The following is a 24349-nucleotide window of genomic DNA, read 5'->3' as shown; positions in this document are numbered from 1 at the left end:
GCGCTCAGCGCCGGCCGCGCACCACCCGACCGGGCCGGGCGCCGGTGGCCTCGCCGTCGACGAAGGTGACCTCGCCGGCCTGCACGGTCCAGCGGTAGCCGTCGACGGGCTGCACGAGCCGCCGGCCCCCGGCGGGGAGATCGAAGATCATGTGGGGCACGTGCAGGTGCAGCGCGTCGAGGTCGATGACGTTGACGTCGGCCCGCTTGCCGACCTCGAGGACGCCACGGTCGCCGAGGCCGTAGACGTCCGCGGTGGCCTTGGTCTGCTTGTTGACGACCAGTTCGAGGGGCAGCTTGTCGCCCCGGGTGCGGTCGCGGGTCCAGTGGGTCAGCAGGTAGGTCGGGAACGACGCGTCGCAGATCAGCCCGCAGTGGGCGCCGCCGTCGGACAGGCCGACGGCCGAGGCCGGGTGCTCGATCATCGAGCGGATGGCGTCGTGGTTCTTCTCGACGTAGGAGCCGAGCGGGGAGAACAGCAGGCTCTTGCCGCCCTGCTCCAGCAGCCAGTCGAGGACGACCTCCTGCTCGCTGCGGCCCTCGCGGGCCGCGGTGGCCGCCACCGAGGAGTCCGGCGTGGGCTCGTAGTCGCAGTCGGTGCCGAGGCGGAAGATCTGCTCCCAGTTGGTGGCCAGGTACAGCGCCGACGCGTTGCGGGTGCGGGGCTCCTCGGACAGCAGCTGGGACCGGACCTCGGGGTCCCGCAGCCGGGCGACGCGCTCGTCGAGGGAGAGGTCCCAGAAGGGGCGGTAGGTCGGGTGCGCCATGAACGGGTGGAAGCTGCTCTGCAGGCCGAACAGCATCCCGGTGGGGCGGCTCGGCACCTGGGGCACCACGGTCTGGCCCTGCTCGCGCAGTGCCTGGGCCTCGTCGAGCGCCTCCTTGAAGGCGTTGGGATCCCGGGGCGACTGGGCGAGGGAGTAGGTGACGGTGACGCCGGGAAGCCGGGCCAGGTCGCGGATCCACTGGCGCTCGACGGACTCGGTGCCGAGGCCGTCGGAGACGAACTGGAACACCGCCGGGCCGCCCTGGGAGATGCCGTGGCCGATGGCCAGCAGCTCGTCGGGCACCGCCGTGGTGCCGGGGATGAGGCCGTGCTTGGAGGTGTGCAGGATCGTTCGGCTGGTCGAGAAGCCGAGGGCGCCGGCCCGGACGGCCTCCGCCGTGAGGTCGGCCATCTGCTGGAGGTGGTCGGCGGAGACCTCGGCATCGTGGGCGTCCTTGCCGAGCACGTAGGCGCGCAGCGCGGCATGGGGGACCTGGGCGGCCACGTCGATCGTGCGGGGCATGGCCTCGAGCGCGTCGAGGTACTCGCCGAAGGACTCCCACTGCCAGTCGATCCCCTCGTGCAGCGCGGTGCCCGGGATGTCCTCGACCGCCTCCATCAGCTCGATGAGGAAGTCGCGCTCGTCGGGTCGGGCCGGGGCGAACCCGACGCCGCAGTTGCCCATGACGACCGTCGTGGCGCCGTGCCAGGACGAGGGGGCCATCTCCGGGTCCCAGGTGACCTGGCCGTCGTAGTGGGTGTGGATGTCGACCCAGCCGGGGGCGACCAGGTTGCCGTCGGCGTCGAGCTCCTGGCGGCCCGCGCCGGCCGACCCACCGTCCCGCGAGATCTCGGTGATGATGCCGTCGTCGACGGCCACGTCACCGTGGAAGCGGTCGGCACCGGTGCCGTCGACGATGGTGCCGTTGCGGATGACGAGGTCGTGCATCTTCAGTTCCCCCTGGGAGCGAGCGATCGGCCGCATCGTCCCACATGGAAACGGACGTTGCCAGTGGCCGGACCGCGGGGCCGGGCGGGATCTGCGACGCTGGCGCGATGACCCAGCAGATGGACGGCGGCCACGTGGGGATCGTCGGGGTGGGACACGTCGGGATGGCATCGGCCGCCGCCCTGTTCCACGCCTCGATGGTGTCGCGGCTCACCCTGGTGGATCTCGACGAGCGCCGGGCCGAGGGCGAGGCCATGGACCTGATGCACGGTCAGGCGCTGGTGGGTGCCTGCGACGTGCGCGCCGGCGGCGTCGATCAGCTCGCCGGCGCGGCCGTGGTGGTGCTGTGCGCGGGCGTGTCGCAGAAGCCGGGGGAGACCCGCATCGACCTGCTCGCCCGCAACGCGGAGGTGTTCCGGTCGGTCGCCGACGGGCTGGACGAGCACGCGCCGGAGGCGGTCGTGCTGATCGCCACCAACCCGGTCGACATCATGAGCCGGATCTTCGCCGACCTCAGCGCCCGCCCCCGGGAGCGGGTCATCGGCACCGGCACCACCCTCGACTCCGCCCGCCTGCGGGCCCTGCTCGGTCGGCGCTACCGCGTCGATCCGCAGTCGGTCCACGGCTACGTGCTCGGCGAGCACGGTGACACCGAGATGGTGCCGTGGAGCCTCGTGTCGATCGGCGGCACCACCATCCGCGACCGGAGCGTGCTCGGGGTGTCCTGGGACGAGGTGGCGATGCGGGCGCTGGCCGAGGAGGTCCGGACCGCGGCCTATGAGATCGTGGCCCGCAAGGGGTGGACGAACTGGGCGATCGGCTCGGTCATCCGGGAGCTGGTGGCCGCCGTCCTGCGGGACGAGCGCACCGTCGCTCCCGTGTCGGTGCCGTTCACCGGTGAGTACGGCATCACCGGTCCCTGGCTCAGCCTGCCGGCGCGGATCGGCCGGGGTGGCATCGACGGGGTCATCGCCCCGCCCCTCGAACCCGACGAGGAGGCGGCCCTCCGGGCCTCGGCCACCGCTCTCGACGAGGTCCACGCCGCGCTCGACGCCTGAACGGGGATCAGTAGTGGTAGGGGACGCCGGACCAGTCGGCGTCGCGCTTCTGCAGGAAGCTGTCCCGGCCCTCCTGGGCCTCGTCGGTGCCGTAGATGAGGCGGGTCGCCTCGCCGGCGAACACCTGCTGGCCGATGAGGCCGTCGTCGATGAGGTTCATCCCGAACTTGAACATCCGGGTGGCGGTGGGGGACTTGCCGCAGATGGTGCGACCCCACTGGAGGGCGACCGCCTCGAGCTCGTCGTGGTCGACGACCCGGTTGACCATGCCCATGCGGTGGGCGTCGTCGGCGGAGTACTCCTCGGCGAGCAGGAAGATCTCGCGGGCGAACTTCTGGCCCACCTGCCGGGCGAGGTACGCGGAGCCGAAGCCGCCGTCGACCGAGGCGACGTCGAGGTCGGTCTGCTTGAAGCGGGCGTGCTGGCGGGACGCGATGGTGAGGTCGCACACCACGTGCAGGGAGTGGCCGCCGCCGGCAGCCCAGCCGGGCACCACGGCGATGACGGCCTTGGGCATGAACCGGATGAGGCGCTGGACCTCGAGGATGTGGAGCCGGCCGCTCGTGGCCGGGTCGATGCCCTCGGCGGTCTCGGAGTCGGAGTACTTGTAGCCGTCCTTGCCGCGGATGCGCTGGTCGCCGCCCGAGCAGAACGCCCAGCCGCCGTCCCTGGGCGAGGGGCCGTTGCCGGTGAGCAGCACGCAGCCGACGTCCGCGCTCATCCGGGCGTGGTCCAGCACCCGGTAGAGCTCGTCGACGGTGTGGGGTCGGAAGGCGTTGCGGATCTCGGGGCGGTCGAAGGCGACCCGGACCACGCCGGCGTCGACGGCGCGGTGGTAGGTGATGTCGGTGAGGTCGAAGCCCTCGACCGGGCGCCAGGCCTCGGGGTCGAAGGTGTCGGAGACGTGGTCCTGCATCGGGTCGCTCATCGGGCGGCGTCGGCCGGCTTGGTGGCCTGCACGATGGCGTCGGTGACGGCGTCGGGCGCCTCGAACATGAGCATGTGGCCCATGCCGGGAAGGACCTCCAGGCGGGCGCCCGGGATGGCCTCGGCGATGAGCTCGTTGCCCGCCAGCGGGGTGAGCTGGTCGTGGGAGCCGGCGACCACGACGGTGGGCAGGTCGATGGACGGCAGGTGCGGTCGGAGGTCGAAGGCTCGCAGCATCGCCATGGCGTCGATGCGGGTCTGGCGGTCGGTGCGCATGATGCCCTGCCGGGTGGCCTCCAGCGCCGGGCGGGTGGGCCAGGTGCCGAACACCCGGGACACGAACAGCAGGGCCAACGTCTCGCGCTGCATCAGCCGCTCGAGGAGACCGATCATCCGCCGGGGGTCGACGTCGATGTCGGGCAGGCCGAAGAGCGGCTCGGGGAAGGCCAGGGTGGCGACCAGGACCTGACCCTGCAGGCGGGCGGCGGCCACCTCGGGGTGCGTGGCGCTGAACGCCATGGCGCTGACGCCGCCCATGGAGTGGCCCACGAGGATGGCGTCGCGCAGGTCGAGCCCCTCCACCCAGGCGCGGACGTCGCCGGCGAGGGTGTCGGTGTCGAACGGTGCGGTGCCCCGCTCGGAGCCCCCGTGCCCCCGCTGGTCGACGATCACGACGTCGAGGCCGGCTTCGGCGAGGCGGCGCACGACCGGAGCCCAGAAGCCGACGGACTCGATGTAGCCGTGGACGAGCAGGGCGGTGGGGCCACTGGCGTCGCCGCAGCGGTGACCCACCAACCGGGCCCCGTCGGCGGCGGCGACCTCGATGTCGGTGGTGGCGGGCAGGCCGAGCGGGTCGCCGTCGCAGTGGTCGGGGTTGGTGTCCCACCTGGCCGTGTGGCTGTCGAGCGCCCGCTTGGCGACGACGGCGCCCCCGACGGCGGCGGCGGCGAGCAGGACGCGGGAGCGGCGCATGGCCGTCAGTGTGGCCACGACGGGCGCGTCCGCGCCACCGTCCCCGGTGACCGGTACCGTCGGCGCGATGGGCGCGACCGACGACCTCCCCGATGTGCTGCGCTTCGACTGCCCCCGCTGCCGGCGGGAGGTGGAGACCGCCTACTACGGGCCGTGCGAGACGTGCCTGGGTGAGCTCCGGCTGCGCTACCAGGCCGAGCGCACCGAGGTCGCCGCCGCCGCGTACGAGCCGAAGATGAACGTCACGCCCAACGCGGTGGCCCTGAAGGACGACTGAGTGCCCCAGCCGCGCCGCCACGTCCGCCCGATCGAGCCGGTGGTGGGCGACGGCCTGGCTGCGATCCGCGACGAGCTCGGGGTGCCGACCACCTTCCCCGACGACGTGCTGGCCGCCGCCGCCGCGCTGGGTCCGGTGCCCGAGGGCGGCCGGGTCGACCGGCGCGACCTGGCGATGTGCACGATCGACCCGGCGGGCAGCACCGACCTCGACCAGGCGCTGGCGATCGAGCCGGTCCCCGGTGGCCACGTGGTCTGGTACGCGATCGCCGACGTCGCCGCGTTCGTGGCCCCCGGCGACCCGATCGACGTCGAGTCCCGGCGCCGCGGCGTGACGCTGTACTCGCCGGACGGGCGGGCGCCGCTGCACCCGCCGGCGCTGTCCGAGGACCTGGCCAGCCTGCTGCCCGGCCGGGATCGTCCGGCCGTGCTGTGGCGCCTGCGGCTCGACCCCGACGGCCAGCTGGTGGAGGTGACGGTCGGTCGGGCGATGGTCCGGTCGCGGGCGCAGCTCTCCTACGAGGAGGCCCAGGCGCGCATCGACGCGGGCGACGACGAGCTGGCGCCGCTCGCCGTGGTCGGGGCCCAGCGGTCGGCGATCGAGCGCGAGCGCGGCGGGGTGAGCCTGCCGGTGCCGGAGCAGGAGGCGGTGCGCGACGGCGACGGCTACCGCCTCGTCTACCGGGCCCAGCTCCCCGTCGAGGGGTGGAACGCGCAGCTCTCCCTGCTGTGCGGCATGGCCGCCGCCGACCTGATGCTCGCCGGGGGCTGGGGGCTGCTGCGGACGCTGCCGCCGGCGGACGAGGAGTCCCTGGCCGCGCTGCGTCGTCACGCCGTGGCGCTCGGGGTGCCGTGGCCCGACGGCGCCCGCTACGCGCAGGTGATCCACGACGTGGACCCGAGCGACCCGGCGGCAGCGGCGTTCCTGATCCAGGCCACCCGCCTGTTCCGGGGCGCCGACCACGTCCCGCTGCGGCCGGGCTCCGCCGCTCCTGACGACGTGCTGGTCCACGCCGCCATCGCCGCCCCCTACGCCCACGTCACCGCGCCGCTGCGCCGCCTGGGGGACCGCTTCGCCACCGAGTGCGTCCTGGCGACCGTGCACGGGCAGGCCCCGCCGGCCTGGGCCCGCGATGCGCTGGACGAGCTCCCGACGCTGCTGCGCGCGTCGATGGCCCGGGCCAGCGAGCTCGACCGTGCGGTCGTGGACCACCTCGAGGCCCTGGTGCTGTCCTCCCACGTGGGCGACCGGTTCCCGGCCGTCGTGGTCGACCAGCGGCGCGACGCCGCCGTCGTGCAGCTGCGTGCGCCTGCGGTGGTGGCCACGGTCCCGGGGGACCACCCGCTGGGCGAGGAGGTCGAGGTCGAGGTCGTGTCGGCCGATCCGGTGGCCCGGACGGTGGAGCTGGCGGTGCGGAGCTCGCGCTAGCCGATGGTGGCGCCCGGGGAGCCGAACCGGGCCAGGATCTCGTCGGCTCCGGGCTGGACCAGGTCGAGCACCTGCGCCCCCGACCCGAGGGTGCGGTTGGACGTCGGCAGCGCGGTGGGCTCGAGCTCCATCCCCCGCATCCGCAGCGCCAGGCGCACGGCGTCGAGGTAGCTCATCTGGTCGTCGATGCGCATGCCCGCAGCCATCGAGCTCGTCATCCGGGCGAGGCGCAGCGGGTTGCGCTCCCCGCTCATCTCCGACACCACCGCGGACAGGAACTGCTGCTGGCGCACGGTGCGCCCGATGTCGCCGGTGGGCTCGGTGACCTGCCGGCCGTCGATGGTCTCGGTGTAGTAGCGGGAGCGCACGTAGGCGAGGGCCTGCGTGCCGTCGAGGACCTGGGGTCCCGCTTCGGGGACGTTCAGGCCGGACATGTGATCCGAGGCCGGGTGGGGGAAGTCGATGGTGATGCCGCCGAGGGCGTCGACGAGGTCGCGGAAGGCGACGAAGTCGATCTCCAGGTAGTGGTGGATGGGGAGCTGCAGCTGGTCGCGGAGGGTGGCGATCAGGCGGTGGGGACCGCCGTTGAACGCGGCGTTGATCCGGGTGGTCTGCCCGGTCTCGGAGATGGTGACCAGCAGGTCGCGGGGCACGGAGAGCATGCGTGAGCCCTCGCCGTCGACCCGCAGGATCATGATCGTGTCGGAGCGCTCGGGTTCGCCGCCCTGGGCGTCCGGGCCGAGGATGGCCCCGGCGTTGGGGTCGTCGGGGGAGATGCCCGCCCGGGTGTCGGAGCCGACGATGAGGTAGTTGGTGCCGTCGGCCGAGGCGAGGACGTCGGCGAGCTCGACCCGCTCGATGGAACGGAACTGCTGGTAGCCGTACAGCAGGCCGCCGACCGCGAGGAGGGCGAGCACGAGGAAGATCCCCAGGACCGTCCGGACCACGGTGCGTCGAGACGGGGGCCAGCGACGGTCCGTGCGGGCCGGGTCACGGTGGCGGGCAGCCGGAGCCTTCGCGGCGGGCTTCACCGCAGCGGGGGGCGCCGGTGCCGGCTTCGGCGCGGCACCGGGCGCGGGGATGACGACCCGGGCCGGGCGGTCGGTGCGGGGCGACGGCGTCGGGGCAGCAGGCGGGGCGGCGGCGACCATGGTGTGCCCGCCTGCCGGGTCCGTGGGCGCGCTCGATGGCAGCACGACCTCGGGGGTGCGGCGGGGTGGCGGCGTCGAGCGACCACCGGCCGGGGGTGCCGGCACGACGAAGCGCCGGGTGTCGGTCTCAGCCACGGAGAGGCTCGGCGGAAGCCGTGCGCAGGGGTCGGAGCACCGCACGAGTCTTGCATCGCGGTGCCGCCCGTGACGATGCACGCACGTGCTCGGGTCGTCGGGCTTCCGGCTCCTCCGGCGCTGCCGGGACCGCTGGCAAACGGGCCGACGCGCGCTGGCGGATCGGCGTGGCGCGGGGCAGAGTGGACGTGCGGGCACCTGACGACGGACCAGAGGGATCCCGACATGGCGATCAACGACCGACTCCGCAGGGCACGCTTGCGACGCGACGCGCGGGCACGCGGCCTGGAGGTGGCGCTCGGGCTCGGCGACGAGCCACCCGCTGATCGGCGCCCGACGTCCCTGGTCGACCTGCGGTGCGCCCGCTGCGGCGGTGCTGGTCGTCTCGAGTCCCTCGACCTGCGCACCTCGCGTGGCCTCGGGCGGTGCTCGTCGTGCGAGACGACCTGGTCGATCATCTACCCGCCAGCCTGACCTACCCCAGCAGGGCAGCCAGCTCCGCGTCGGCTGCCGCCACCGCGTCCCGGACCCGGGGGAGCGGGGACGGCGACCCATCGCCCGCCGGCGCGGGGCCGGGCACGGCGACGACCTCGTCCATGGCGTCGACCACATCGGCGGTGAGGAACCGGCTGCGCTGACCGGTGGAGTGCGCGTCGTCGAGCCGGTTGCGGTGGTGGTGGAACCGCAGGGGCACGTGGACGTGGAGCTCGTCCCGGGCCCGGGTGACGGCCACGTAGAGCAGGCGACGCTCCTCCTCGAGCTGCTCGGGGTCGCCGGTGGACAGGTCCGAGGGCAGGTTCCCGTCGGCGGCGTGGATCAGGTGGACGATGTCCCACTCGCCGCCCTTGGCCGAGTGGATGGTGGAGAGGGTGAGGACGTCGTCGTCGAGGTGCGGCGGTCCGGCCAGGTCGCCGGTGGAGGCCGGCGGGTCGAGGGTGAGCTCGGTGAGGAAGGTCTCGAGGTCGGGCGTGCCCGCGGCCAGCTCCGAGAGGCGGGCCAGGTCGGCGCGGCGGGCGGCGCCGTCGCCGAAGCGGTCGAGGTGGGGGTCGAGCCATGCGCGGCAGGCGTCGATGCGCTCGCCGGTGGCCAGATCTCCGTCGGCGGCGGCGGCGACCGCGGCGGCGAGCCCGGCGACCTCGTCGGCCGAGCGGGGTGGGACGACGCCCGAGTCCACGACCCGGCCGAGCGACCCGTCGGCGGCATCGAGCGCGGTGACCACGCGCCGGGCGATGCCGGGGCCGACGCCGTCGATGCGCTGCAGCACCCGGAACCAGGCCAGGTCGTCCCGGGGGTTGACCGCCACCCGGCACAGGGCGAGCAGGTCCTTCACGTGGGCCGCCTCGAGGAACTTGAGGCCACCGAACTTCACGAACGGGATCCGTCGCACGGTGAGCTCGACCTCGAGCAGGTCGGCGTGGTGTCCGGTGCGGAAGAGGACGGCCTGGCGACGCAGCGGGATGCCACGCTCCACCGACTCGAGCAGGCGCTCGCACACGCCTCGGGCCTCGGCGTGCTCGTCGCCGGCGGTGACCATGCTCGGCCGCGTGCCCGAGGCGCGTGTGGCCACCAGCTCCTTGTCGTGGCGTTCCGATGCCGCATCCCAGATGCGGTTGGCCACGGTGACGACCTCGGGCGTGGAGCGGTGGCTGCGCGTGAGGGCGACGACCTCGGCATCGAAGCGGGTCGGGAAGTCGAGGATGTTGCGCACGGTGCCGCCGCGGAAGCCGTAGATGGCCTGCGCGTCGTCGCCCACCGCGGTGATGGTGGCGCCGGCCGCGGCCATCGCCGCCAGCACGTCGGCCTGGAGGGCGTTGGTGTCCTGGTACTCGTCGACGAGCACGTGGTCGAAGCGGCCGGCGACCAGCGGGCCGGCCTCGGGATCCTGGACCAGCGCCCGCCACAGCGAGAGCAGGTCGTCGTAGTCGACCAGGTGCCGCTCGCGCTTGCGGGCGATGTAGGCGCCGTAGGTGGCCCGCAGCTCGTCGGCTTGGTCGGCGACCCAGGGGTGGTGCTGGCGGAGCACGACGTCGAGCGGCTGGCGGGTGTTCACGACCCGGCTCAGCGCGCTCGCCAGCAGCTCCTTGCGGGCGCGCCGGCGCTGGGGGGTCGAGTCGCTGGACAGCTCGTCGCGCACGAGGGCGAGCAGGTCGGCCTGGTCGCCCTGGTCGAGCAGCGTGAAGTCCGGGTCGATCCCGACGGAGCGGCCGTACCGACGGAGCAGCCGGTTGGCCACGGCGTGGAACGTGCCGCCCCACGCACCCCGCAGCCGGTCGTGGCCCGCCCACTGCTCGGCCCGGGACAGCAGCTCGGTGGCCGCCCGCCGGCTGAAGGTGAGCAGCATGATCCGCTCGGGCGGGACCCCGTTGGCCACGAGGTGGGCGAGGCGGGCCGACAGCGTCGTGGTCTTGCCGGTGCCGGCGCCGGCCACGATGAGCAGGCTCGAGCCGTCGTGAGCGACGGCGCGCTGCTGCTCGTCGGTCAGGTCGGGGAGGGTCCGGTCGGCATCGAGGTCGAACATCCGTTCACACGGTACTGAACGGGCGTTCGGATGTCAGGCACGTTCCGCGGTCGCTGCCAGTTCCCACGAACTGGCAGCGGTGGCGGAACGCTGGGGGCTCAGGCGTCCTCGGCCGGGTCCAGGTCGAGGCTGGCCGAGTTCATGCAGAACCGCAGGCCGGTGGGCTGGGGACCGTCGGGGAAGAGGTGGCCGAGGTGGGCGTCGCAGCGGGCGCAGGTGACCTCGGTGCGGACCATGCCGTGGCTGCGGTCCTCCTTGAGCGTCACCCGGTCGTCGTCGATCGGCTTCCAGAACGACGGCCACCCGGAGCCGCTCTCGTACTTGGTGTCGGAGACGAACAGCTCGAGCCCGCACACGACGCACCTGTAGGTGCCGGGCGTCTTCTCGTCGTTGTAGACGCCGCTGAAGGCCCGTTCGGTGCCGGCGTTCTGGGTGACCTCGAACTGCTCGGGCGTGAGGCGCTGGCGCAGCTCCTCCGCGCTCGGGGGCGTGTACTCCGTGTCCTGCTGGGTCATGGACCCCAGTGTGCCGGGTCAGCCCGGGGGCGCCTCGCGCGACTCGGCGGTGACCTCGTCCACCAGGGCCTCCCCGGCGACGAAGCGGGCCAGGTTGCCGGCGAACACGTCGGCGGCGCGGGCGTGGCGGCCGTCGCCGCCGGCGGAGGTGTGGGCGGTGAGCGTGACCGCCGGGTGGTCCCAGAGCCAGCTGTCGTCGGCAGGCGGCTCGTCGACCGCGACGTCGAGGATCGCCCGGGCCGGCCGGCCCGCGTCGAGGGCGCGCCGGAGCGCGACCTCGTCGATCAGCTGGCCCCGCCCGACGTTCACCAGGATCGACTGCGGCGCCATGCGGCCGAGGAAGTCCGCACCCACCATGCCGACGGTGTGGCGGGTGGCCGGGGTGCAGAGCACGACGACGTCGGCGTTCGGGACGGCCGCCAGGAGGTCGTCCGGTGCGATCATCTCGTCGACCGGTTCGTCGCCGGCGGGGGAGCGGCGGACGCCGGTCACCTGGGCACCGAACGCCCGGGCTCGCACCGCGACGGCGCTGCCGATCGCCCCGAGCCCGACCACCAACCACCTGCTGCCGTGGACCTCGCGCCACTCGTGCTTGGTCCACTGCCGCTGCGCCGTGCTGGCGTCCATCGCCTCGATCGGCACCGTGGCCCGGAGCACCTGGGCCAGGACGTACTCGGCGATCGGGATGTCGGTGACGTGGGCAGAGGTGATGCGCACGCCCCCGTCGAGCAGGGCGCCGAAGGCGGGGTGGTCCACGCCGGCGGCCGCCATCTGGAGCCACTGGAGCTGCTCGGCTCGCAGCAGCCAGCCGAAGAACCGGCGGGTCAGGGACCGGTCGTCGAAGATGTCGGCCGACCCGTAGGCGACGTCGGCGCGAGCGTCCTCCCAGGAGACCTCGACCCCGTCGTCGCGGATGGTGCCGTCGCGGTCCATGGCGAGGAAGCGCGCCGCGGGTGCCGCGGCCCGGAGCCGCTCGCCGTAGGCGTCGAGCTGGTGTGCGGTGACGAGGACGGTCGTGATCGGGGCAGCGTAGGAGGTCGGACGCGTTCGCACCCCGGCCCGTGACCAGATCTGGTCGCGTTCCGGGGTGCGAACGAGCGTCAGGTCAGATCAGACGAAGGCGCCGGCGAACACCAGCGAGACGATCGTCATCACCTTGATGAGGATGTTCATGGCCGGGCCGGAGGTGTCCTTGAACGGATCGCCCACGGTGTCACCCACGACGGCGGCCTTGTGCGGGTCGGAGCCCTTGCCGCCGTGGTTGCCCTGCTCGATGTACTTCTTGGCGTTGTCCCAGGCGCCACCGGAGTTGGCCATGAAGATGGCCAGGCAGAAGCCGGTGACCAGGGCGCCGGCCAGGAAGCCGCCGAGCGTGTCGACGTCGATGAAGCCGATGACCAGCGGCACGACGACCGCGAGGGCGCCGGGGACGATCATCTCCTTCAGCGAGGCCTTGGTGGAGATGGCCACGCAGCGGGCCGAATCGGGACGCACGCCCGGCTTGCCCTCGCGCAGACCCGGGATCTCCCGGAACTGGCGACGCACCTCTTCGATCATCTGGTTCGCGGCCCGACCGACGGCGTCGATCGTGAGGGCGGCGAAGACGAAGGGGAGCATGGCGCCGAGGAACAGGCCGATGAACACGTCGACGTCGCCGACGTTCAGGTTCAGACCGGTGAAGTCGTCGCCACCGGCCTGGACCAGCGCGACCTCGAAGGTCTTGAAGAGCGCCAGCGCGGTGAGCGCAGCCGAGCCGACGGCGAAGCCCTTGGCGATGGCGGCCGTGGTGTTGCCGAGGCTGTCGAGGGCATCGGTGACCTCGCGGACGCTCGGATCCAGCTCGGCCATCTCGGCGATGCCGCCGGCGTTGTCGGCGATCGGGCCGTAGGCGTCGACGGACACGACGACGCCGGTGGTGGCGAGCATGCCGATGGCGGCGATGGCGATGCCGTAGATGCCGAGGCCGTCGCCGGCCCACTCGCCACCCCAGTAGGCGACGAGGACGCCGCCGCCGATCAGCACCACCGAGGCGCCGACGGAGATCATGCCGGCGGAGATGCCGCCGAGGATGGTCGTGGCCGGACCGGTCTCGGATGCGGCTGCGATCTTCTTGACCGGGCCGTACTGGTCCGAGGTCCAGATCTCGGCGACCTTGCCGATGGCGTAGCCGACGAGCAGACCGCCGATGACCGACAGGGGCAGGCCCCAGGCGTTGTCGAACTCGTCACCGCTGAACATGGTCATGCCCAGGGCCAGGACGCCGAGGATGGTGATGCCCATGGCCACGTTGGTGCCCATGTGGAGGGCCTTCGACAGCGCGTGGATGTCGGTGGAGTCACCGGCCTTGACCGCGAACGAGCCGAGGATGGAGGCGACCATGCCGATCAGCGCCACGCCGAAGGGGAACAGCAGCAGCTTCAGGGTCGGGTCGTTGGTGAGCAGCTCGGCCGTGCTCATGTCCGGGGACACGGCGAACACCGTGAACGCGATCAGGGCGATCGGGGCCACGATCGAGCCGCCGTAGGACTCGAACAGGTCGGCGCCCATGCCGGCGACGTCGCCGACGTTGTCGCCCACGTTGTCGGCGATGGTGGCCGGGTTGCGGGGGTCGTCCTCGGGGATGCCCGCCTCGACCTTGCCGACGAGGTCGGCGCCGACGTCGGCGGCCTTGGTGTAGATGCCGCCGCCGACACGGGAGAACAGCGCGATCGAGCTGGCGCCCAGACCGAAGGCGGTCAGGATCTCGAAGGCCTCGTCGACCTCGAGCAGCTGCACGAAGACGATGTAGACGATGGCCAGGCCGGCCAGCGCGAGGCCGGCGACCGAGAAGCCCATGACCGCGCCGCCGCGGAACGCGAGCGGCAGGGCCTTGGCCGGACCACCGACGCGGGCGGCCTCGGTCGTGCGGGCGTTGGCCATGGTCGCCACCGTCATGCCGACGTAGCCGGCGAGGGCCGACAGCGCGGCGCCGAGCACGTAGGTGATGGAGCCGAGCGGGTTCACGAGGACCCCGACCAGGATGGCGAGGACGACCACGAAGATCGCCACGTAGGTGTATTCCTGCTTGAGGAACGCCTTGGCACCGGCCTGGATCTCGAGCATCAGCTCGGTCATCCGCTCGTTGCCTGAGCTCTCCTTCTTGACCAGGCCGAAGTAGTAGAACGCGAGGCCGAGGCCGGCCAGCGCACTCACCAAGGCGAGGTAGGGGATGGCTTCCACTGGGATTGTCTCCTGTCGTGGGTGTGTACGGGTGTAGGTCGGGTCAGGTGGCGGCGTGCTCGCGCTGCACGAACACCTGGTTGGCGACGGTGGCACCGAGCGTGCGGGTCTGGCCGTCGATGGTCAACACGAGCGGGCCGTCGAAAGGGTGCTTCTCCTGGATCTGCACCCGTCCGCCCGGTCGCAGCCCCAGCTGGTCGAGGAACGCGACGACCTCGGGGTCGGTCGAGCCCGGCACCGCCACGGTGGCCACGTCGCCCGGCTCGAGGTCGTAGAGCGGCGGCAGCGGCGGGATGTCGGCCACCTCGGGGGCGGGGATCGGGAAGCCGTGGGGGCACGAGTCGGGCCGGTCGAGGGCCACGAACAGCCGGTCCTCGACCTCCTGGGGCAGCTCGTGCTCGAAGGTCGCCGCCAGGCGGTCGGCCTCGTTCCACGCGTAGCCGAGCATGTCGGCGAGGAAGCGCTCGACGATGCGGTGGCGGCGGATGCTGGCCACGGCGACGCGGCTGCCGGTCTCGGTGAGCTCGACGCCCCGGTAGGGGGTGTGGTCGACCAGGCCCCGGTCGGCCAGCCGCTTGATGGCGGTGGTGATCGTGGACGGGGAGAGGCCGAGCTTGTCGGCGAGCGCGCCCGTGTGGGCCTCGGGCTGGTTCGCCCCCTGGGACAGGCGGTAGATCGCCTTCAGGAGCTCTCGCTCGGACTTCGAGATCGTCCCCATGCGGGCGGGGACCGTAAGTTTCGGAGCCCGAAAAAGTCAACTTCGGGCTGTGGTGGGGCAGGTCAGTCCGGTCGTGGGGCAGGATGGCGCCCGTGGAGGTGCGCCCGTGTACGTGATCGTCGTCGGCGCCGGCGAGGTCGGCAGCTACGTGGCCGATCGGCTCAGCCGGGAGCACCACGACGTGGCCGTGATCGACCGGGACCGCGTCGCCCTGCGCGACGTCGAGGAGCACCTCGACGTGCTCACCGTGCTCGGATCGGGCACCAACCCCGAGATCCTGCGGGCGGCCGGCATCGAGAAGGCCGAGATGGTCGTGGCCGTCACCAGCCAGGACGAGGTCAACCTCGTGTGCTGCCTCGTCGCCAAGCAGGCCGGGGTGGGGCGCACCATCTGCCGGCTCGAAGATCCCGAGCTGCGCTCCCGCCAGTCGGCTGCGCTGCACACCGCCATGGGCGTCGACCTCATCATCGACCCGGACCACGAGACCTCCCAGGAGATCCTGGAGCTGCTCGAGTACCCGGGCGCCTCGGAGGTCGCCGAGATGGCCGGCGGCGAGGTCGTGGTCATCGGTGCCCGGCTGCCGGCGGACGCCCCGGTGGTGGGACGGTCCCTGATGGAGATCGCCCGCGACCACGAACCGGAGTGGGAGTTCCTCTTCGGGGTCATCACGCGCGGCTCGGAGACCATCATCCCCCGAGGCGACGTGACCCTCGAGGCCGACGACCTCGTCCGGGTGCTGTGCAAGCGCAAGGCCCGCCGCCAGCTGATGCGCCTGCTCGGCCTGGCCCGCCAGGCCCCCCGACGGATCATGCTCCTCGGCGGCGGACGCACCGCCGAGCTCGTCGCCGTGGCGCTGGAGTCCCGGGGGAGTGAGGTGGTGATCGTCGAGCGCGACGACGAGCGGGCCAACGAGCTGGCCGAGCGCCTGGGCGGCGCGCTGGTGCTCAAGGGCGAGATCACCGACTCCGACCTGCTCGAGGAGTCCGACGTCGGCTCCTTCGATGCCGTGCTGGCGCTCACCGGTGAGGACGACGCCAACATCCTCGCCTGCCTCTACGCCAAGCTCGAGGGGGCCAAGGAGACCATCGCGGTCGTGCACCGCCTCTCGCTGCTGCCCCTGCTGTCCGAGGCCGGCATCGACGTCGCCCTGTCGCCCCGCACGGCCAGCGCCAACGGCGTGCTGCGCTTCGTCCGTGGCGACATCTCGGCCGTGGCCACCTTCCTGCAGGGCGAGGTCGAGGTGCTCGAGGTCGAGGTCCGGGAGGGCAGCGAGGCCGACGGGGGCATCATCGCCGAGCTCCGGCTGCCCAAGGACGTGCTCGTCGGCGCCTACGTGCGAGACGGCAAGGCCCAGATCGCCCGCGGCCGCTCCGAGCTCCGGGACCGGGACCACGTCGTGCTCTTCGCCGTGCCCGGCTCGGTCGAGAGCGTGCGCCGCGTGTTCAGCTGACGCCCGTGCCGACCCGTTCGTCGCACGACGCGCTCCTCGAGGGCGAACCCAGCATCTGGCGCTCGATCGCCCGGGCCGGGCACGTGGAGTCCGCCGTCGGGTTCGTGGTGGGCGTCGCCTTCCTCGCCTGCGGCGTGCTCGGCCTCGTGAGCGCGGCGACCGCACTGATCGACGGCCGCCGACCGGCGACCATGGCGCTGCTGGCCGGCATCTGGGCCGCGGCCGGTGCGCTGCTGGTGCGGTCCTGCCACCCACCTGTCCGGCTCCGCTCCAGCACGGCCTTCGCCGGCGTGCTGGCCACGTGGCTCACCCTCATCACCGTGTCGACCCTGACCTACGAGGCGCTGGGCACCTTCGAGCACCTCGACGACTCGCTCTTCGAGTCCGTGGCCGGCTTCACGACCACCGCGTCGTCGGTGCTCGGCGATCCGGAGAGCGTGGCCCGCGGCGTGCTCGCGTGGCGGGCCGGCACCCAGTGGCTCGGCGGCCTGGCCGCGCTGCTGTTCGTCGTCGCCGTCCTGCCGTCGATCGGCGTCGGGGGCCTCGACGTCACCTCGGCCGGCTACCGCCACTCGGGCACCTCGCTGCGTTCCCACCGGACGCTGGCCTCGATGCGGCGGCTGCTGACGCTCTACGCCGCCTTCACCGTGGCCGGCATCGGGCTGTACCTGGTCGCCGGCATGGGGCCCTTCGACGCCGTCACCTACGCGGCGACCACCATCTCCACCGGTGGCTTCGCCAACCACGCCGGGTCGTTCTCCCACTTCGAGTCGACCGCGGTCGAGTGGGCCGGGTTCGGGGGCATGGTGCTCGGCGGAGCGAACATGGCCCTGCTCTACCGGACCCTGCGCGGCCGGGACCTCCGGGGCGCCGCGAGGTCCTTCGAGCTGCGCGCCTACCTCGCCGCGATCGTGGTCGGTGGCATCGTCGTCACCCTGGCCACCGCCCCGACCGGCGGCGTCACCCACGAGTCGCTGCGCCACGCCTACTTCCACGTCGCGTCCGCCACGTCCACCACTGGCCACTGGGTCGGTCTCGGCTGGGGGGCGTGGACGGTGGCACCGCAGGTGCTGCTGCTGGCGATCATGGGTGTGGGCTCGATGTCGGGTTCCGCCGGCGGCGGGTTCCGGCAGGTGCGGGCCCTGGCGCTCGTGGGCTACCTGCGGCGGGAGCTCGTGCTCCAGCTCCACCCCCGCGCCGTCGCCTCCGTGCGCGTCGGTCGTCGACCGGTCAGCGAGGAGCTGGTCAGCCGGATGATCGGCTACCAGGCGCAGTACCTCATGGTGGCCGGCATCGGGGCGGTGGTGATCGCCGTGCTCGGCGCCGACCTGGTCACGTCGATCACCGGTGCCATCTCCGCCCTGGCCAACGTCGGCCCCGCGCTCGGTGAGCTGGTGCCGGGTGCCGGAGGCATCCGGGTCCTGAGCCGTCCCGAGCGGGCCGCGCTGCTCCCGCTCATGCTGCTCGGCCGCCTGGAGATCGCACCGGTGCTGGTGGGCATCGGCCTGACCGCCACCGGCCTTCGCCGCGTCGCCCAGCGGGGGGTGGGACGCGGCGACATCGTGGACTGAGGCCGGGTCAGACCTTGGCGTCGAGGTCGGCGAAGCGGGCCCGGAGGGCCTCGCCGACGAAGTTGAACGACAGCACGGTGAGGAACAGGGCCAGCGACGGGATGATCACCGGGTGGAGGTGGGTCTCATCGTGGCGGCGGCCCTCGGCGATCATCGATCCCCAGGTGGCGGCGGGCGGCTCGACCGAGAGGCCGAGGAAGGCCAGCGTGCCCTCGGCCACGATCACGACGCCGAGGGCGGTGAGGGCGAAGGCCAGCAGGGGCATGAGGACCACGGGGAGGATCTCGCGGAACAGGATCCGCTTCTGGGTGGCGCCGAGGGCCCTGGCCGCCAGCACGTAGTCGCGCTCGGACACGGCGAGGGAGTTGGCGCGGGCCACCCGGGCGTAGATGGGGATCGACAGCACGCCGATCACCAGCGAGATGTTCACCAGGTTCTGCTCGAGCACCGAGACCAGGGCGAGCAGGAGGACGATGCCGGGGAAGGCGAGCATGATGTTGATCCCGGCGACGAAGAACACGTCGAAGAAGCCGCGGACGAACCCGGCGAGGGTGCCGAGGAGGCCGCCCACGAGCATGCCGACCGCGACAGCGGTGAGGCTCACGGTGAGCGACACGCGGGCACCGTCGATCAGCCGGGCGAGGATGTCGCGGCCGAGGCCGTCGGTGCCGAGGATGTGGCCATCGCTGAAGGGACCGAGCAGCTTGGACGGGATGTCGATGGCGTTGGGGTCGTCGGTGGGCAGGAAGCCCGAGAACAGCCCGGCGATGGCGACCACGCCGATCCAGGCCACCGCCAGCCAGAACGTGATGCCGAGCGGCTTGTGGGTGGACCTGCCGTCGTCCTCGACCGGGTCGTCGGCCAGCGGGTTGCGGCCGCTCTGGCCGGCGTCGGCGGCATCGGCGAGCAGCATCGGCGCCGGCTCCGGCGTGATCGGTGCGCCGTCGTCGGCTCGCGCTTCGTGAGAGACGTCAGCCATGTTCAGACCTTGATGCGAGGATCGAGCAGCCGATACACGATGTCGACCGCGAAGTTGACGATGACGAACGAGGCGGCGATCACGACGACCACGCCCTGGACCACGATGTAGTCCCGTTCGTAGATGGCGTTGAGCAGGTAGTTGCCCATGCCCGGGAGGGCGAAGATCTGCTCGACGATGATGCTGCCGCCGATCAGCGCCCCGAACTGCACGCCGATCACGGTCATGAGCGACAGCGTCGATGGCCGGAGGGCGTGCATGAACAGGATCCGCTTCGTGCTGAGGCCCTTGGCCCGGGCCATGAGGAGGTAGTCCTCCTGCAGCGTCTGGATCATGTCGCTGCGCAGGATGCGGGTGTAGACGGCCATCTCGGCGATGGCCAGCGACAGCGCCGGCAGGATGGCGGTGCGGAGGTTCTCCAGCGGGTCCGCGGTGAGGCGGACCCAGCCCGATCTCGGGAGCCACCCGAGCCGCACCGCGACGATGTACCCGAGCCAGTAGGCGAGCAGGAAGTTGGGGATCGACAGCAGGCCGAAGGTGACGGCGCTGGTGCCCTTGTCGGTCTTGGTGCCGGCCTTGTAGGCGGTGAGCACGGCCAGCGGCACGGCGACGGCCAGCGCCATGAGGATGGCGAGCAGGCCGATCTCGGCCGTGACGGGCACCCGCTCGCCGATGGCCTCGGCGACCGGCTGCTTGGTCTTGTACGAGCGCCCGAGGTCGCCCTGGACCACCCCGGTGACCCAGTCGGTGTACTGCACGAGGAACGGGTCGTTGAGCCCGAGCTCCTCGCGCACCTGGTTCAGGGTCTCCTGGTCGGCGTTGTCGGCGCCGACGATGGCCAGGGCGGGGTCCCCGCCCAGCACGTTGAGCATCGCGAAGGTGAGGAAGGAGACGGCGAGCAGCACGCCCACCAGCACGACCAGTCGGCCGATGATCCTGCGGAGGCTCATGCCGTCCCCTTCCTCGTTCCCTTCACGTGCTCGGTCTCGGTGCGGCTACTGGGCGAGCCAGAGGTACGGCGTGCGGACGATCGCGTCCGATGCGCCGTCGATCGGCGTGCCGGAGGGCGTGACGCCGCCGAGGATGCCGCGCACCTCCTCGCGGGCGACGATGGCCGTGGCCGTACCGCCGGTCCAGAAGTTCGGCACCTCCTCGGCGAGGATGAGGGAGATCTCCTCGACGATGCGCTTGCGCTCGTCGGTGTCCCCCTCGACCCGCAGCTCCTCGAGCTTCGCCGTGACGTCGGGATGGGTCCAGTCCGAGACGTTCAGCACCTCGCTCTCGACCGGGCCGAACGCGCTGGACCACACCGAGTAGGGATCGGCCTGGCTGCCGAGGCGCCAGCACTGCACGTCGTAGTCCGCTCGCAGGAACGGGTCGTTCTCCGTACCGATGCCGGCAGTGATGTGAGCCGACTGCTCCTTGGAGTCGAGGTTCACCTCGAGCCCGACCTGCTGCCAGAAGGCCTGGTAGGCCTGGCTCAGCTCGACCAGCGAGGGGTCGGGCGGGCAGTCGTAGGTGAAGCTGATCGGCGTCCCCGGCGCCTGGCCGTCGGAGCGCTCCGGGTCGTTGATGTACTCCTCGAGCAGCGCCTGGGCGGCCTCGGGGTCGTAGTCGTACCACGCATCGGCGGCGGCCTCGGAGTACCAGGGGCTGTCCTTGGTGAACCACTGGGTCTGGGGCGGGGTGATGCCCGTGCCGCCGAGCACCTCGATCATCTGCTCCTGGTCGACGGCGAGGACGAGCGCCTGGCGCACCCGCTTGTCGTCGAACGGGGGCTTCATCGTGTTGATGATGCCGGAGCCGCCGTTGTTGCCGAGCCACTCGTAGCTGTTGTAGCCGCCGCTGTCGACGAGGTCGCGGGCGCTGCGCACGATGCTCTGGCGCAGGGTCTGCATCACGTCGATGTCGCCGGAGGCCACGCTGTCGAGCCGGGTGTCCTCGTCGGGGATCGGGCGGAACGTGATCGAGTCGAGGTAGGGCAGCTGGTTGCCGTCCTCGTCGGTGCGCCAGTAGCTCTCGTTGCGGTTCACGACGAGCTGGCCGTCACGGGTCCAGGACCCGAACGTGAAGGGGCCGGTGCCGACCGGGTTGGCGCCGGCGTCCTCGCCGTTGGCCTCGGCGGCCTCGACGGAGAACGGGTAGCCGGCGGTCCCCGTGAGGGTGTCGAGGAAGGCGGCGTCGCCCTCTTCGAGCACGTAGTCGTAGGCGAGGGGCCCGGTGACCTCGACGGTGATGCCCTCGAGCGCGCCGGCGGTGTTGGCGCCCTCGGCGGTGAGGTACTCGTCCCAGTTGCGCTTGATCACCTCGGCGGTGAGGTCGGTGCCGTCGTGGAACGTGATGCCCTCGCGCAGGGTGAAGGACCAGCGGGTGTAGTCCTCGTTCGGCTCGATGGACTCGGCGAGGTACGGCTCGATCGAGCCGTCCTCGACCCGGACGACCAGCGGGTCGTAGATGGCCGAGTAGACGGAGTAGCCGGCGTTGGCCGGCTGGGACGTGCCCGGCAGCCAGCCGTTGGTCTCGGCCTCGAGGCCGATGGTGATCGAGCCCCCGTACTGGGGTTCGTCGTCGCCGGCAGCCTCTTCCTCGTCGTTCTCCCGGACACCCTCGCCCTCCTCGGAGTCCTCGGTCGTGTCCTCGGTGGCGCCGTCGTCGTCATCACCCCCGCAGGCGGTGAGCAGCACCGAGAGCACGGTGAGCAGTGCGAGCAACCGACGTCGGAACGGCGTCATGTGGTGTATCCCCCTGGGTCTCGGGCCCGGTGGTCCCCCGACCACCGGTGTGACGCAGGACACTAGCCACCCTTGACCCGGCGGTCAGGCACCGAGCGCGATGTCGGCCCTCAAGCCATGCGGTCGGGCCCGATGTAGGCGGCGAGCTGGCCGAGCACACCCCCCACGTCCAGGTGCTCCGGCCGGCCCAGGGCCTCGAGCGTGCAGAAGGCCTCGCAGCTCGCGTCGTGGGCCCGCCACTGCAGGCTGACCACGAACGAGGCCGCCGTCCCGTCGTCGAGGGTCAGCACGGCCTCGAAGATCGCCGAGCTGCGGTCGAGGTAGGAGATCTCCCCGATCTCGTGGGTGGCCTCGACCAGGCGCCGGAAGGTCTCGTCCGGCGTGCTCGACAGCACGAGGGTGTCGTGGTCGAGTCGGCGGACGTCAGAGGCGGGACCGACCGGTGCGGCCCACTCGGGTCGCACCGCCAGCGGCGGATCGCCGACGGCGCGGGGCGACGGCGGTTGGCTCGGCCCGGCCGGCGGGGGTGGTGGCGCCTCGGCCTCGTGGAGGCGGCCCTCGCGCCGGGCGAGCGCCAGGGTGCGGTAGGCGGCGTTCAGCTCCACGCTCCGGGCCACCCCGGCCTCGCCGGCGACGTCGGGGTGCGAACGGCGGATCTGGTCCCGGTAGCGATCCCGGACCACGCCCCAGTCGTCCTCGACCCGGACCCCGAGGGTGCGGCGCGCCGAGGAGAGGTCCACGTCGATCGTCACCCCTGCAGTGCGGCGGCCATCGTGGCCACGTACCAGCTGGGGTCGTCGGCGCCGCACAGCTCCCGCGCCGAGTGCATGGCGAGCTGCGCAACCCCGACGTCGACGGTCGGGATGCCGAGGCGGGCGGCGGTGACCGGCCCGATCGTCGAGCCGCACGGCAGGTCGGTGCGGGTGACGAAGCGCTGCGTCGGGATGCCGGCGTCGGCGCAGGCCTGCAGCAGGATGCCGATCGACTCGGCGTCGGAGGCGTAGCGCTGGTTGGCGTTCACCTTCACCACCGGGCCTCCGTTCAGGGCCACGGGGTGCTCGGGCTCGTGGCGATCCGCGTAGTTGGGGTGGGTGGCGTGGGCCATGTCGGCCGAGACGCACAGCGAGCCGGCCAGCGCCGCGTGGAGGCCGGCGCGGTCGATGCCGCCGGCCAGGGCGATGCGCTCGAGCACCGAGGCAAGGAGCGCGCCGTCGGCCCCGGTGGCGCTGGTCGAGCCGACCTCCTCGTGGTCGTACAGGCAGACGACCGGCACGGACGGGGTGTCCGCGGGTGCGTCCAGCAGGCCGTGGAGGCCGGCGAAGGAGGAGCACAGGTTGTCCAGGCGGGGTGCGCTCACGAACACGCCGTCGACGCCGGTGCGACGGGACGGGGTGAGGTCGTGGGCCATCACGTCCCAGGCGAGGATGTCGCCGGCGCCGACGTCGAGGCGCTCGGCCAGCAGCCCGGAGAACCCGGCACCCGACCCGCGGTCGCCCTCGAGGTCCCACATCGGTGCCAGGTGGGTCTGGGGGTTGAGCTTGAGCCCGTCGGTGCTGATGTCGCGGTCGAGGTGGATCGCGAGCTGGGGCACGCGCAGCAGCGGCTCGTCGATGCGCACGAGGCGCAGCTCCGGTCCCTCCGGGGTGGAGACCGACACCCGTCCGGACAGCCCCAGGTCGCGGTCGAGCCAGGAGTTCAGGAGCGCGCCGCCGTAGACCTCGACGCCCAGCTGGCGGACGCCGGCCGTGACGTGGTCGGGGCGGGGCTTGATCCGCAGGTTCGGGCTGTCGGTGTGGGCGCCCACGATCCGGAAGGACCGCACGGCGCCGGCGGGCTGGCGCCACGCGACGAGCGACCCGCCCCGGCGCACGTAGCGGCCGCCGGCACCGGTGGGCAGGGCCTGGTCCAGCGGCGCCTCCTCGAAGCCGGCCGCCTCCAGGAGCGCCGCCGCGGTGGCGACGGCGTGGTACGGCGAGGGGGAGTCGTCGATGAACCGGCACAGCTCGTCGGCCACGGTGCGGTCGGGGGCGGCGGTCTGGGGCATGCCCCGATGCTGGCACGCCACCCGTTTGGGCCGTGGTTCGGGACGGCCGACAGGATGAGCCCGTGGCAGCGTCCCCGACGACCGTGGTGGTCGTGCACCGCGATCGTCCCCGGCTGCTCGCCGCCACCCTGGAGGCGCTGGCCGCCCAGACCGTGCCGGTGCGGGTGCTCCTGGTGGACTCCGGCTCCACCGAGGAGAACCACCGGGAGGTGCTGTCCCTGCTGCCCCCCGGCTCCGACGTGGTGCGCATGGGCCGCAACGGCGGCTTCGGCCCCTCGGCGAACGCCGGTTGGCGCCGCTTCCTCGCCACCCACGAGGGGGAGTGGGTCGGCCTCTGCCCCCACGACGCCCTGCCCGCCCCCGATGCCATCGAGCGGATCCTCGCCGCCGCCGACGCCAGGCCCCGCGCCGGGTTCGCCTGCGGCGACTACGGCGACGGCTGCACCCCGGTGGTCGATCCGTACTTCGGCTCGATCCTGGTGCCGGCGACCGTCGAGGAGGGCTGGGAGCCCGCCGGCTACCCGCACGGCACGCTGCTGCTCGCCCGGCGGGGCGCGCTCGAGGACGTCGGGCTGTTCGACGAGCGGTACTTCGCCTACTGCGAGGAGGCCGACCTCGGCCTGCGGGCCGCGGCCGCCGGGTGGGAGGTCGGCCTCGTGCGCGGCGCTCGGGTGTTCAACCCGAACATGTCGAACCCCCGCCCGGTGATCGACTACCTCATGGTGCGCAACACCCTGCTGCTGGTGCGCTCCCACTCCGGTCGGTACAAGGCCTCCGTCCGGTTCTGCATCGCCGTGGCCCAGCTGTGGACCGAGCGACACCGCAGCCCGTACCACCACACCGAGGCTCGCCTGCACGCCCTGGTGGACTTCCTGCGCGGTCGGTGGGGGCCGCCGCCGGACCGGCTCGTCGGGGTGGGCAAGCACCCCGACGAGGAGTAG

21 protein-coding genes are annotated in these 24349 nt (G+C 72.6%); 7 read left to right on the top strand and 14 right to left on the bottom strand.

The window, feature by feature from the left end:
• Window positions 1-4: 4 nt before the first annotated feature.
• Window positions 5-1714 carry an N-acyl-D-amino-acid deacylase family protein gene (locus RGQ06_RS17540; protein ID WP_432430016.1) on the bottom strand — a complete coding sequence of 570 codons (1710 nt, stop codon included), beginning with the start codon at window positions 1712-1714 and terminating at the stop codon, window positions 5-7.
• A gap of 119 nt (window positions 1715-1833) precedes the next feature.
• Between RGQ06_RS17540 and RGQ06_RS17535 the strand changes: the two genes are divergently transcribed.
• Window positions 1834-2772, top strand: a complete 939-nt coding sequence (locus RGQ06_RS17535) for an L-lactate dehydrogenase (protein ID WP_432430070.1) — start codon at window positions 1834-1836, stop codon at window positions 2770-2772.
• A 7-nt stretch (window positions 2773-2779) separates the two neighbouring features.
• Here RGQ06_RS17535 and RGQ06_RS17530 read toward each other — a convergent pair whose 3' ends face one another.
• Window positions 2780-3700: a 1,4-dihydroxy-2-naphthoyl-CoA synthase gene (locus tag RGQ06_RS17530; RefSeq protein ID WP_432430015.1), complete on the bottom strand. Its 921-nt coding sequence runs from the start codon at window positions 3698-3700 to the stop codon at window positions 2780-2782.
• The gene (locus tag RGQ06_RS17525; RefSeq protein ID WP_432430014.1) at window positions 3697-4671 is read right to left on the bottom strand and encodes an alpha/beta fold hydrolase; all 975 of its coding nucleotides are present in this window, start codon (window positions 4669-4671) and stop codon (window positions 3697-3699) included. Before RGQ06_RS17525 ends, RGQ06_RS17530 begins: the two co-directional genes overlap by 4 nt.
• Window positions 4672-4738: 67 nt before the next feature.
• On the opposite strand from RGQ06_RS17525, the gene RGQ06_RS17520 reads away from it, so the two are divergent.
• A complete protein-coding gene (locus RGQ06_RS17520; protein ID WP_432430013.1) occupies window positions 4739-4948 on the top strand; it encodes a hypothetical protein in 210 nt (69 codons plus the stop codon).
• Window positions 4949-6376, top strand: a complete 1428-nt coding sequence (locus tag RGQ06_RS17515; protein WP_432430012.1) for an RNB domain-containing ribonuclease — start codon at window positions 4949-4951, stop codon at window positions 6374-6376.
• Here RGQ06_RS17515 and RGQ06_RS17510 read toward each other — a convergent pair.
• A complete protein-coding gene (locus tag RGQ06_RS17510) occupies window positions 6373-7662 on the bottom strand; it encodes an LCP family protein (protein ID WP_432430011.1) in 1290 nt (429 codons plus the stop codon). The two genes, RGQ06_RS17515 and RGQ06_RS17510, sit on opposite strands and share 4 nt — an antisense overlap.
• A 225-nt stretch (window positions 7663-7887) precedes the next feature.
• Between RGQ06_RS17510 and RGQ06_RS17505 the strand changes: the two genes are divergently transcribed.
• Window positions 7888-8136, top strand: coding sequence for a hypothetical protein (locus RGQ06_RS17505; RefSeq protein WP_432430010.1), 249 nt, complete (start codon window positions 7888-7890; stop codon window positions 8134-8136).
• A gap of 1 nt (window position 8137) precedes the next feature.
• On the opposite strand, the gene RGQ06_RS17500 is transcribed toward RGQ06_RS17505, so the two are convergent.
• The 5 genes from RGQ06_RS17500 to RGQ06_RS17480 all read right to left on the bottom strand — a co-directional run bounded on the left by RGQ06_RS17500 (window position 8138) and on the right by RGQ06_RS17480 (window position 14632).
• Complete coding sequence (locus tag RGQ06_RS17500; protein ID WP_432430009.1) at window positions 8138-10180, bottom strand: ATP-dependent helicase; 2043 nt, start codon at window positions 10178-10180, stop codon at window positions 8138-8140.
• A 98-nt stretch (window positions 10181-10278) separates the two neighbouring features.
• Window positions 10279-10695, bottom strand: a complete 417-nt coding sequence (gene msrB, locus RGQ06_RS17495) for a peptide-methionine (R)-S-oxide reductase MsrB (protein WP_432430008.1) — start codon at window positions 10693-10695, stop codon at window positions 10279-10281.
• Between the two features lie 18 nt (window positions 10696-10713).
• Window positions 10714-11748, bottom strand: coding sequence for an NAD(P)-dependent oxidoreductase (locus tag RGQ06_RS17490; protein WP_432430007.1), 1035 nt, complete (start codon window positions 11746-11748; stop codon window positions 10714-10716).
• Between the two features lie 57 nt (window positions 11749-11805).
• Window positions 11806-13914: a sodium-translocating pyrophosphatase gene (locus RGQ06_RS17485; protein WP_432430006.1), complete on the bottom strand. Its 2109-nt coding sequence runs from the start codon at window positions 13912-13914 to the stop codon at window positions 11806-11808.
• 43 nt (window positions 13915-13957) lie between these two features.
• Window positions 13958-14632, bottom strand: a complete 675-nt coding sequence (locus RGQ06_RS17480) for a metal-dependent transcriptional regulator (RefSeq protein WP_432430005.1) — start codon at window positions 14630-14632, stop codon at window positions 13958-13960.
• 106 nt (window positions 14633-14738) lie between these two features.
• On the opposite strand from RGQ06_RS17480, the gene trkA reads away from it, so the two are divergent.
• Together trkA and RGQ06_RS17470 are read left to right on the top strand one after the other, a co-directional pair.
• Window positions 14739-16082, top strand: a complete 1344-nt coding sequence (gene trkA / locus RGQ06_RS17475; protein WP_432430004.1) for a Trk system potassium transporter TrkA — start codon at window positions 14739-14741, stop codon at window positions 16080-16082.
• Between the two features lie 5 nt (window positions 16083-16087).
• Window positions 16088-17653, top strand: a complete 1566-nt coding sequence (locus tag RGQ06_RS17470) for a TrkH family potassium uptake protein (protein WP_432430003.1) — start codon at window positions 16088-16090, stop codon at window positions 17651-17653.
• Between the two features lie 7 nt (window positions 17654-17660).
• On the opposite strand, the gene RGQ06_RS17465 is transcribed toward RGQ06_RS17470, so the two are convergent.
• The 5 genes from RGQ06_RS17465 to RGQ06_RS17445 form a co-directional block, all read right to left on the bottom strand.
• Window positions 17661-18632, bottom strand: a complete 972-nt coding sequence (locus RGQ06_RS17465; RefSeq protein ID WP_432430002.1) for an ABC transporter permease — start codon at window positions 18630-18632, stop codon at window positions 17661-17663.
• Window positions 18633-18634: 2 nt separating this feature from the next.
• Complete coding sequence (locus RGQ06_RS17460; RefSeq protein WP_432430001.1) at window positions 18635-19582, bottom strand: ABC transporter permease; 948 nt, start codon at window positions 19580-19582, stop codon at window positions 18635-18637.
• Between the two features lie 45 nt (window positions 19583-19627).
• A complete protein-coding gene (locus tag RGQ06_RS17455) occupies window positions 19628-21364 on the bottom strand; it encodes an ABC transporter substrate-binding protein (RefSeq protein ID WP_432430000.1) in 1737 nt (578 codons plus the stop codon).
• Window positions 21365-21474: 110 nt separating this feature from the next.
• Window positions 21475-22116 carry a hypothetical protein gene (locus RGQ06_RS17450; protein ID WP_432429999.1) on the bottom strand — a complete coding sequence of 214 codons (642 nt, stop codon included), beginning with the start codon at window positions 22114-22116 and terminating at the stop codon, window positions 21475-21477.
• Window positions 22113-23408, bottom strand: a complete 1296-nt coding sequence (locus RGQ06_RS17445; protein WP_432429998.1) for a M18 family aminopeptidase — start codon at window positions 23406-23408, stop codon at window positions 22113-22115. The genes RGQ06_RS17450 and RGQ06_RS17445 overlap by 4 nt, the downstream gene beginning before the upstream one ends.
• A 62-nt stretch (window positions 23409-23470) precedes the next feature.
• Between RGQ06_RS17445 and RGQ06_RS17440 the strand changes: the two genes are divergently transcribed.
• Window positions 23471-24349 carry a glycosyltransferase family 2 protein gene (locus RGQ06_RS17440; protein WP_432429997.1) on the top strand — a complete coding sequence of 293 codons (879 nt, stop codon included), beginning with the start codon at window positions 23471-23473 and terminating at the stop codon, window positions 24347-24349.

The organism is Salinilacustrithrix flava (genome assembly GCF_041228405.1).
GTDB lineage: Bacteria > Actinomycetota > Acidimicrobiia > Acidimicrobiales > Salinilacustritrichaceae > Salinilacustrithrix > Salinilacustrithrix flava.
The sequence above is the reverse complement of the archived record's forward strand: the minus strand, read 5'-3'. Positions and strand labels throughout refer to the sequence as shown.

Coding starts and splice junctions, on each gene's coding strand:
- RGQ06_RS17505 (WP_432430010.1), top strand. CDS start 7,888: ATGGCGATCAACGACCGACTCCGCAGGGCACGCTTGCGACGCGACGCG.
- msrB (WP_432430008.1), bottom strand. CDS start 10,695: ATGACCCAGCAGGACACGGAGTACACGCCCCCGAGCGCGGAGGAGCTG.
- RGQ06_RS17455 (WP_432430000.1), bottom strand. CDS start 21,364: ATGACGCCGTTCCGACGTCGGTTGCTCGCACTGCTCACCGTGCTCTCG.
- RGQ06_RS17525 (WP_432430014.1), bottom strand. CDS start 4,671: ATGCGCCGCTCCCGCGTCCTGCTCGCCGCCGCCGCCGTCGGGGGCGCC.
- RGQ06_RS17500 (WP_432430009.1), bottom strand. CDS start 10,180: ATGTTCGACCTCGATGCCGACCGGACCCTCCCCGACCTGACCGACGAG.
- RGQ06_RS17445 (WP_432429998.1), bottom strand. CDS start 23,408: ATGCCCCAGACCGCCGCCCCCGACCGCACCGTGGCCGACGAGCTGTGC.
- RGQ06_RS17540 (WP_432430016.1), bottom strand. CDS start 1,714: ATGCACGACCTCGTCATCCGCAACGGCACCATCGTCGACGGCACCGGT.
- RGQ06_RS17530 (WP_432430015.1), bottom strand. CDS start 3,700: ATGAGCGACCCGATGCAGGACCACGTCTCCGACACCTTCGACCCCGAG.
- RGQ06_RS17465 (WP_432430002.1), bottom strand. CDS start 18,632: ATGGCTGACGTCTCTCACGAAGCGCGAGCCGACGACGGCGCACCGATC.
- RGQ06_RS17480 (WP_432430005.1), bottom strand. CDS start 14,632: ATGGGGACGATCTCGAAGTCCGAGCGAGAGCTCCTGAAGGCGATCTAC.
- RGQ06_RS17520 (WP_432430013.1), top strand. CDS start 4,739: ATGGGCGCGACCGACGACCTCCCCGATGTGCTGCGCTTCGACTGCCCC.
- RGQ06_RS17535 (WP_432430070.1), top strand. CDS start 1,834: ATGGACGGCGGCCACGTGGGGATCGTCGGGGTGGGACACGTCGGGATG.
- RGQ06_RS17460 (WP_432430001.1), bottom strand. CDS start 19,582: ATGAGCCTCCGCAGGATCATCGGCCGACTGGTCGTGCTGGTGGGCGTG.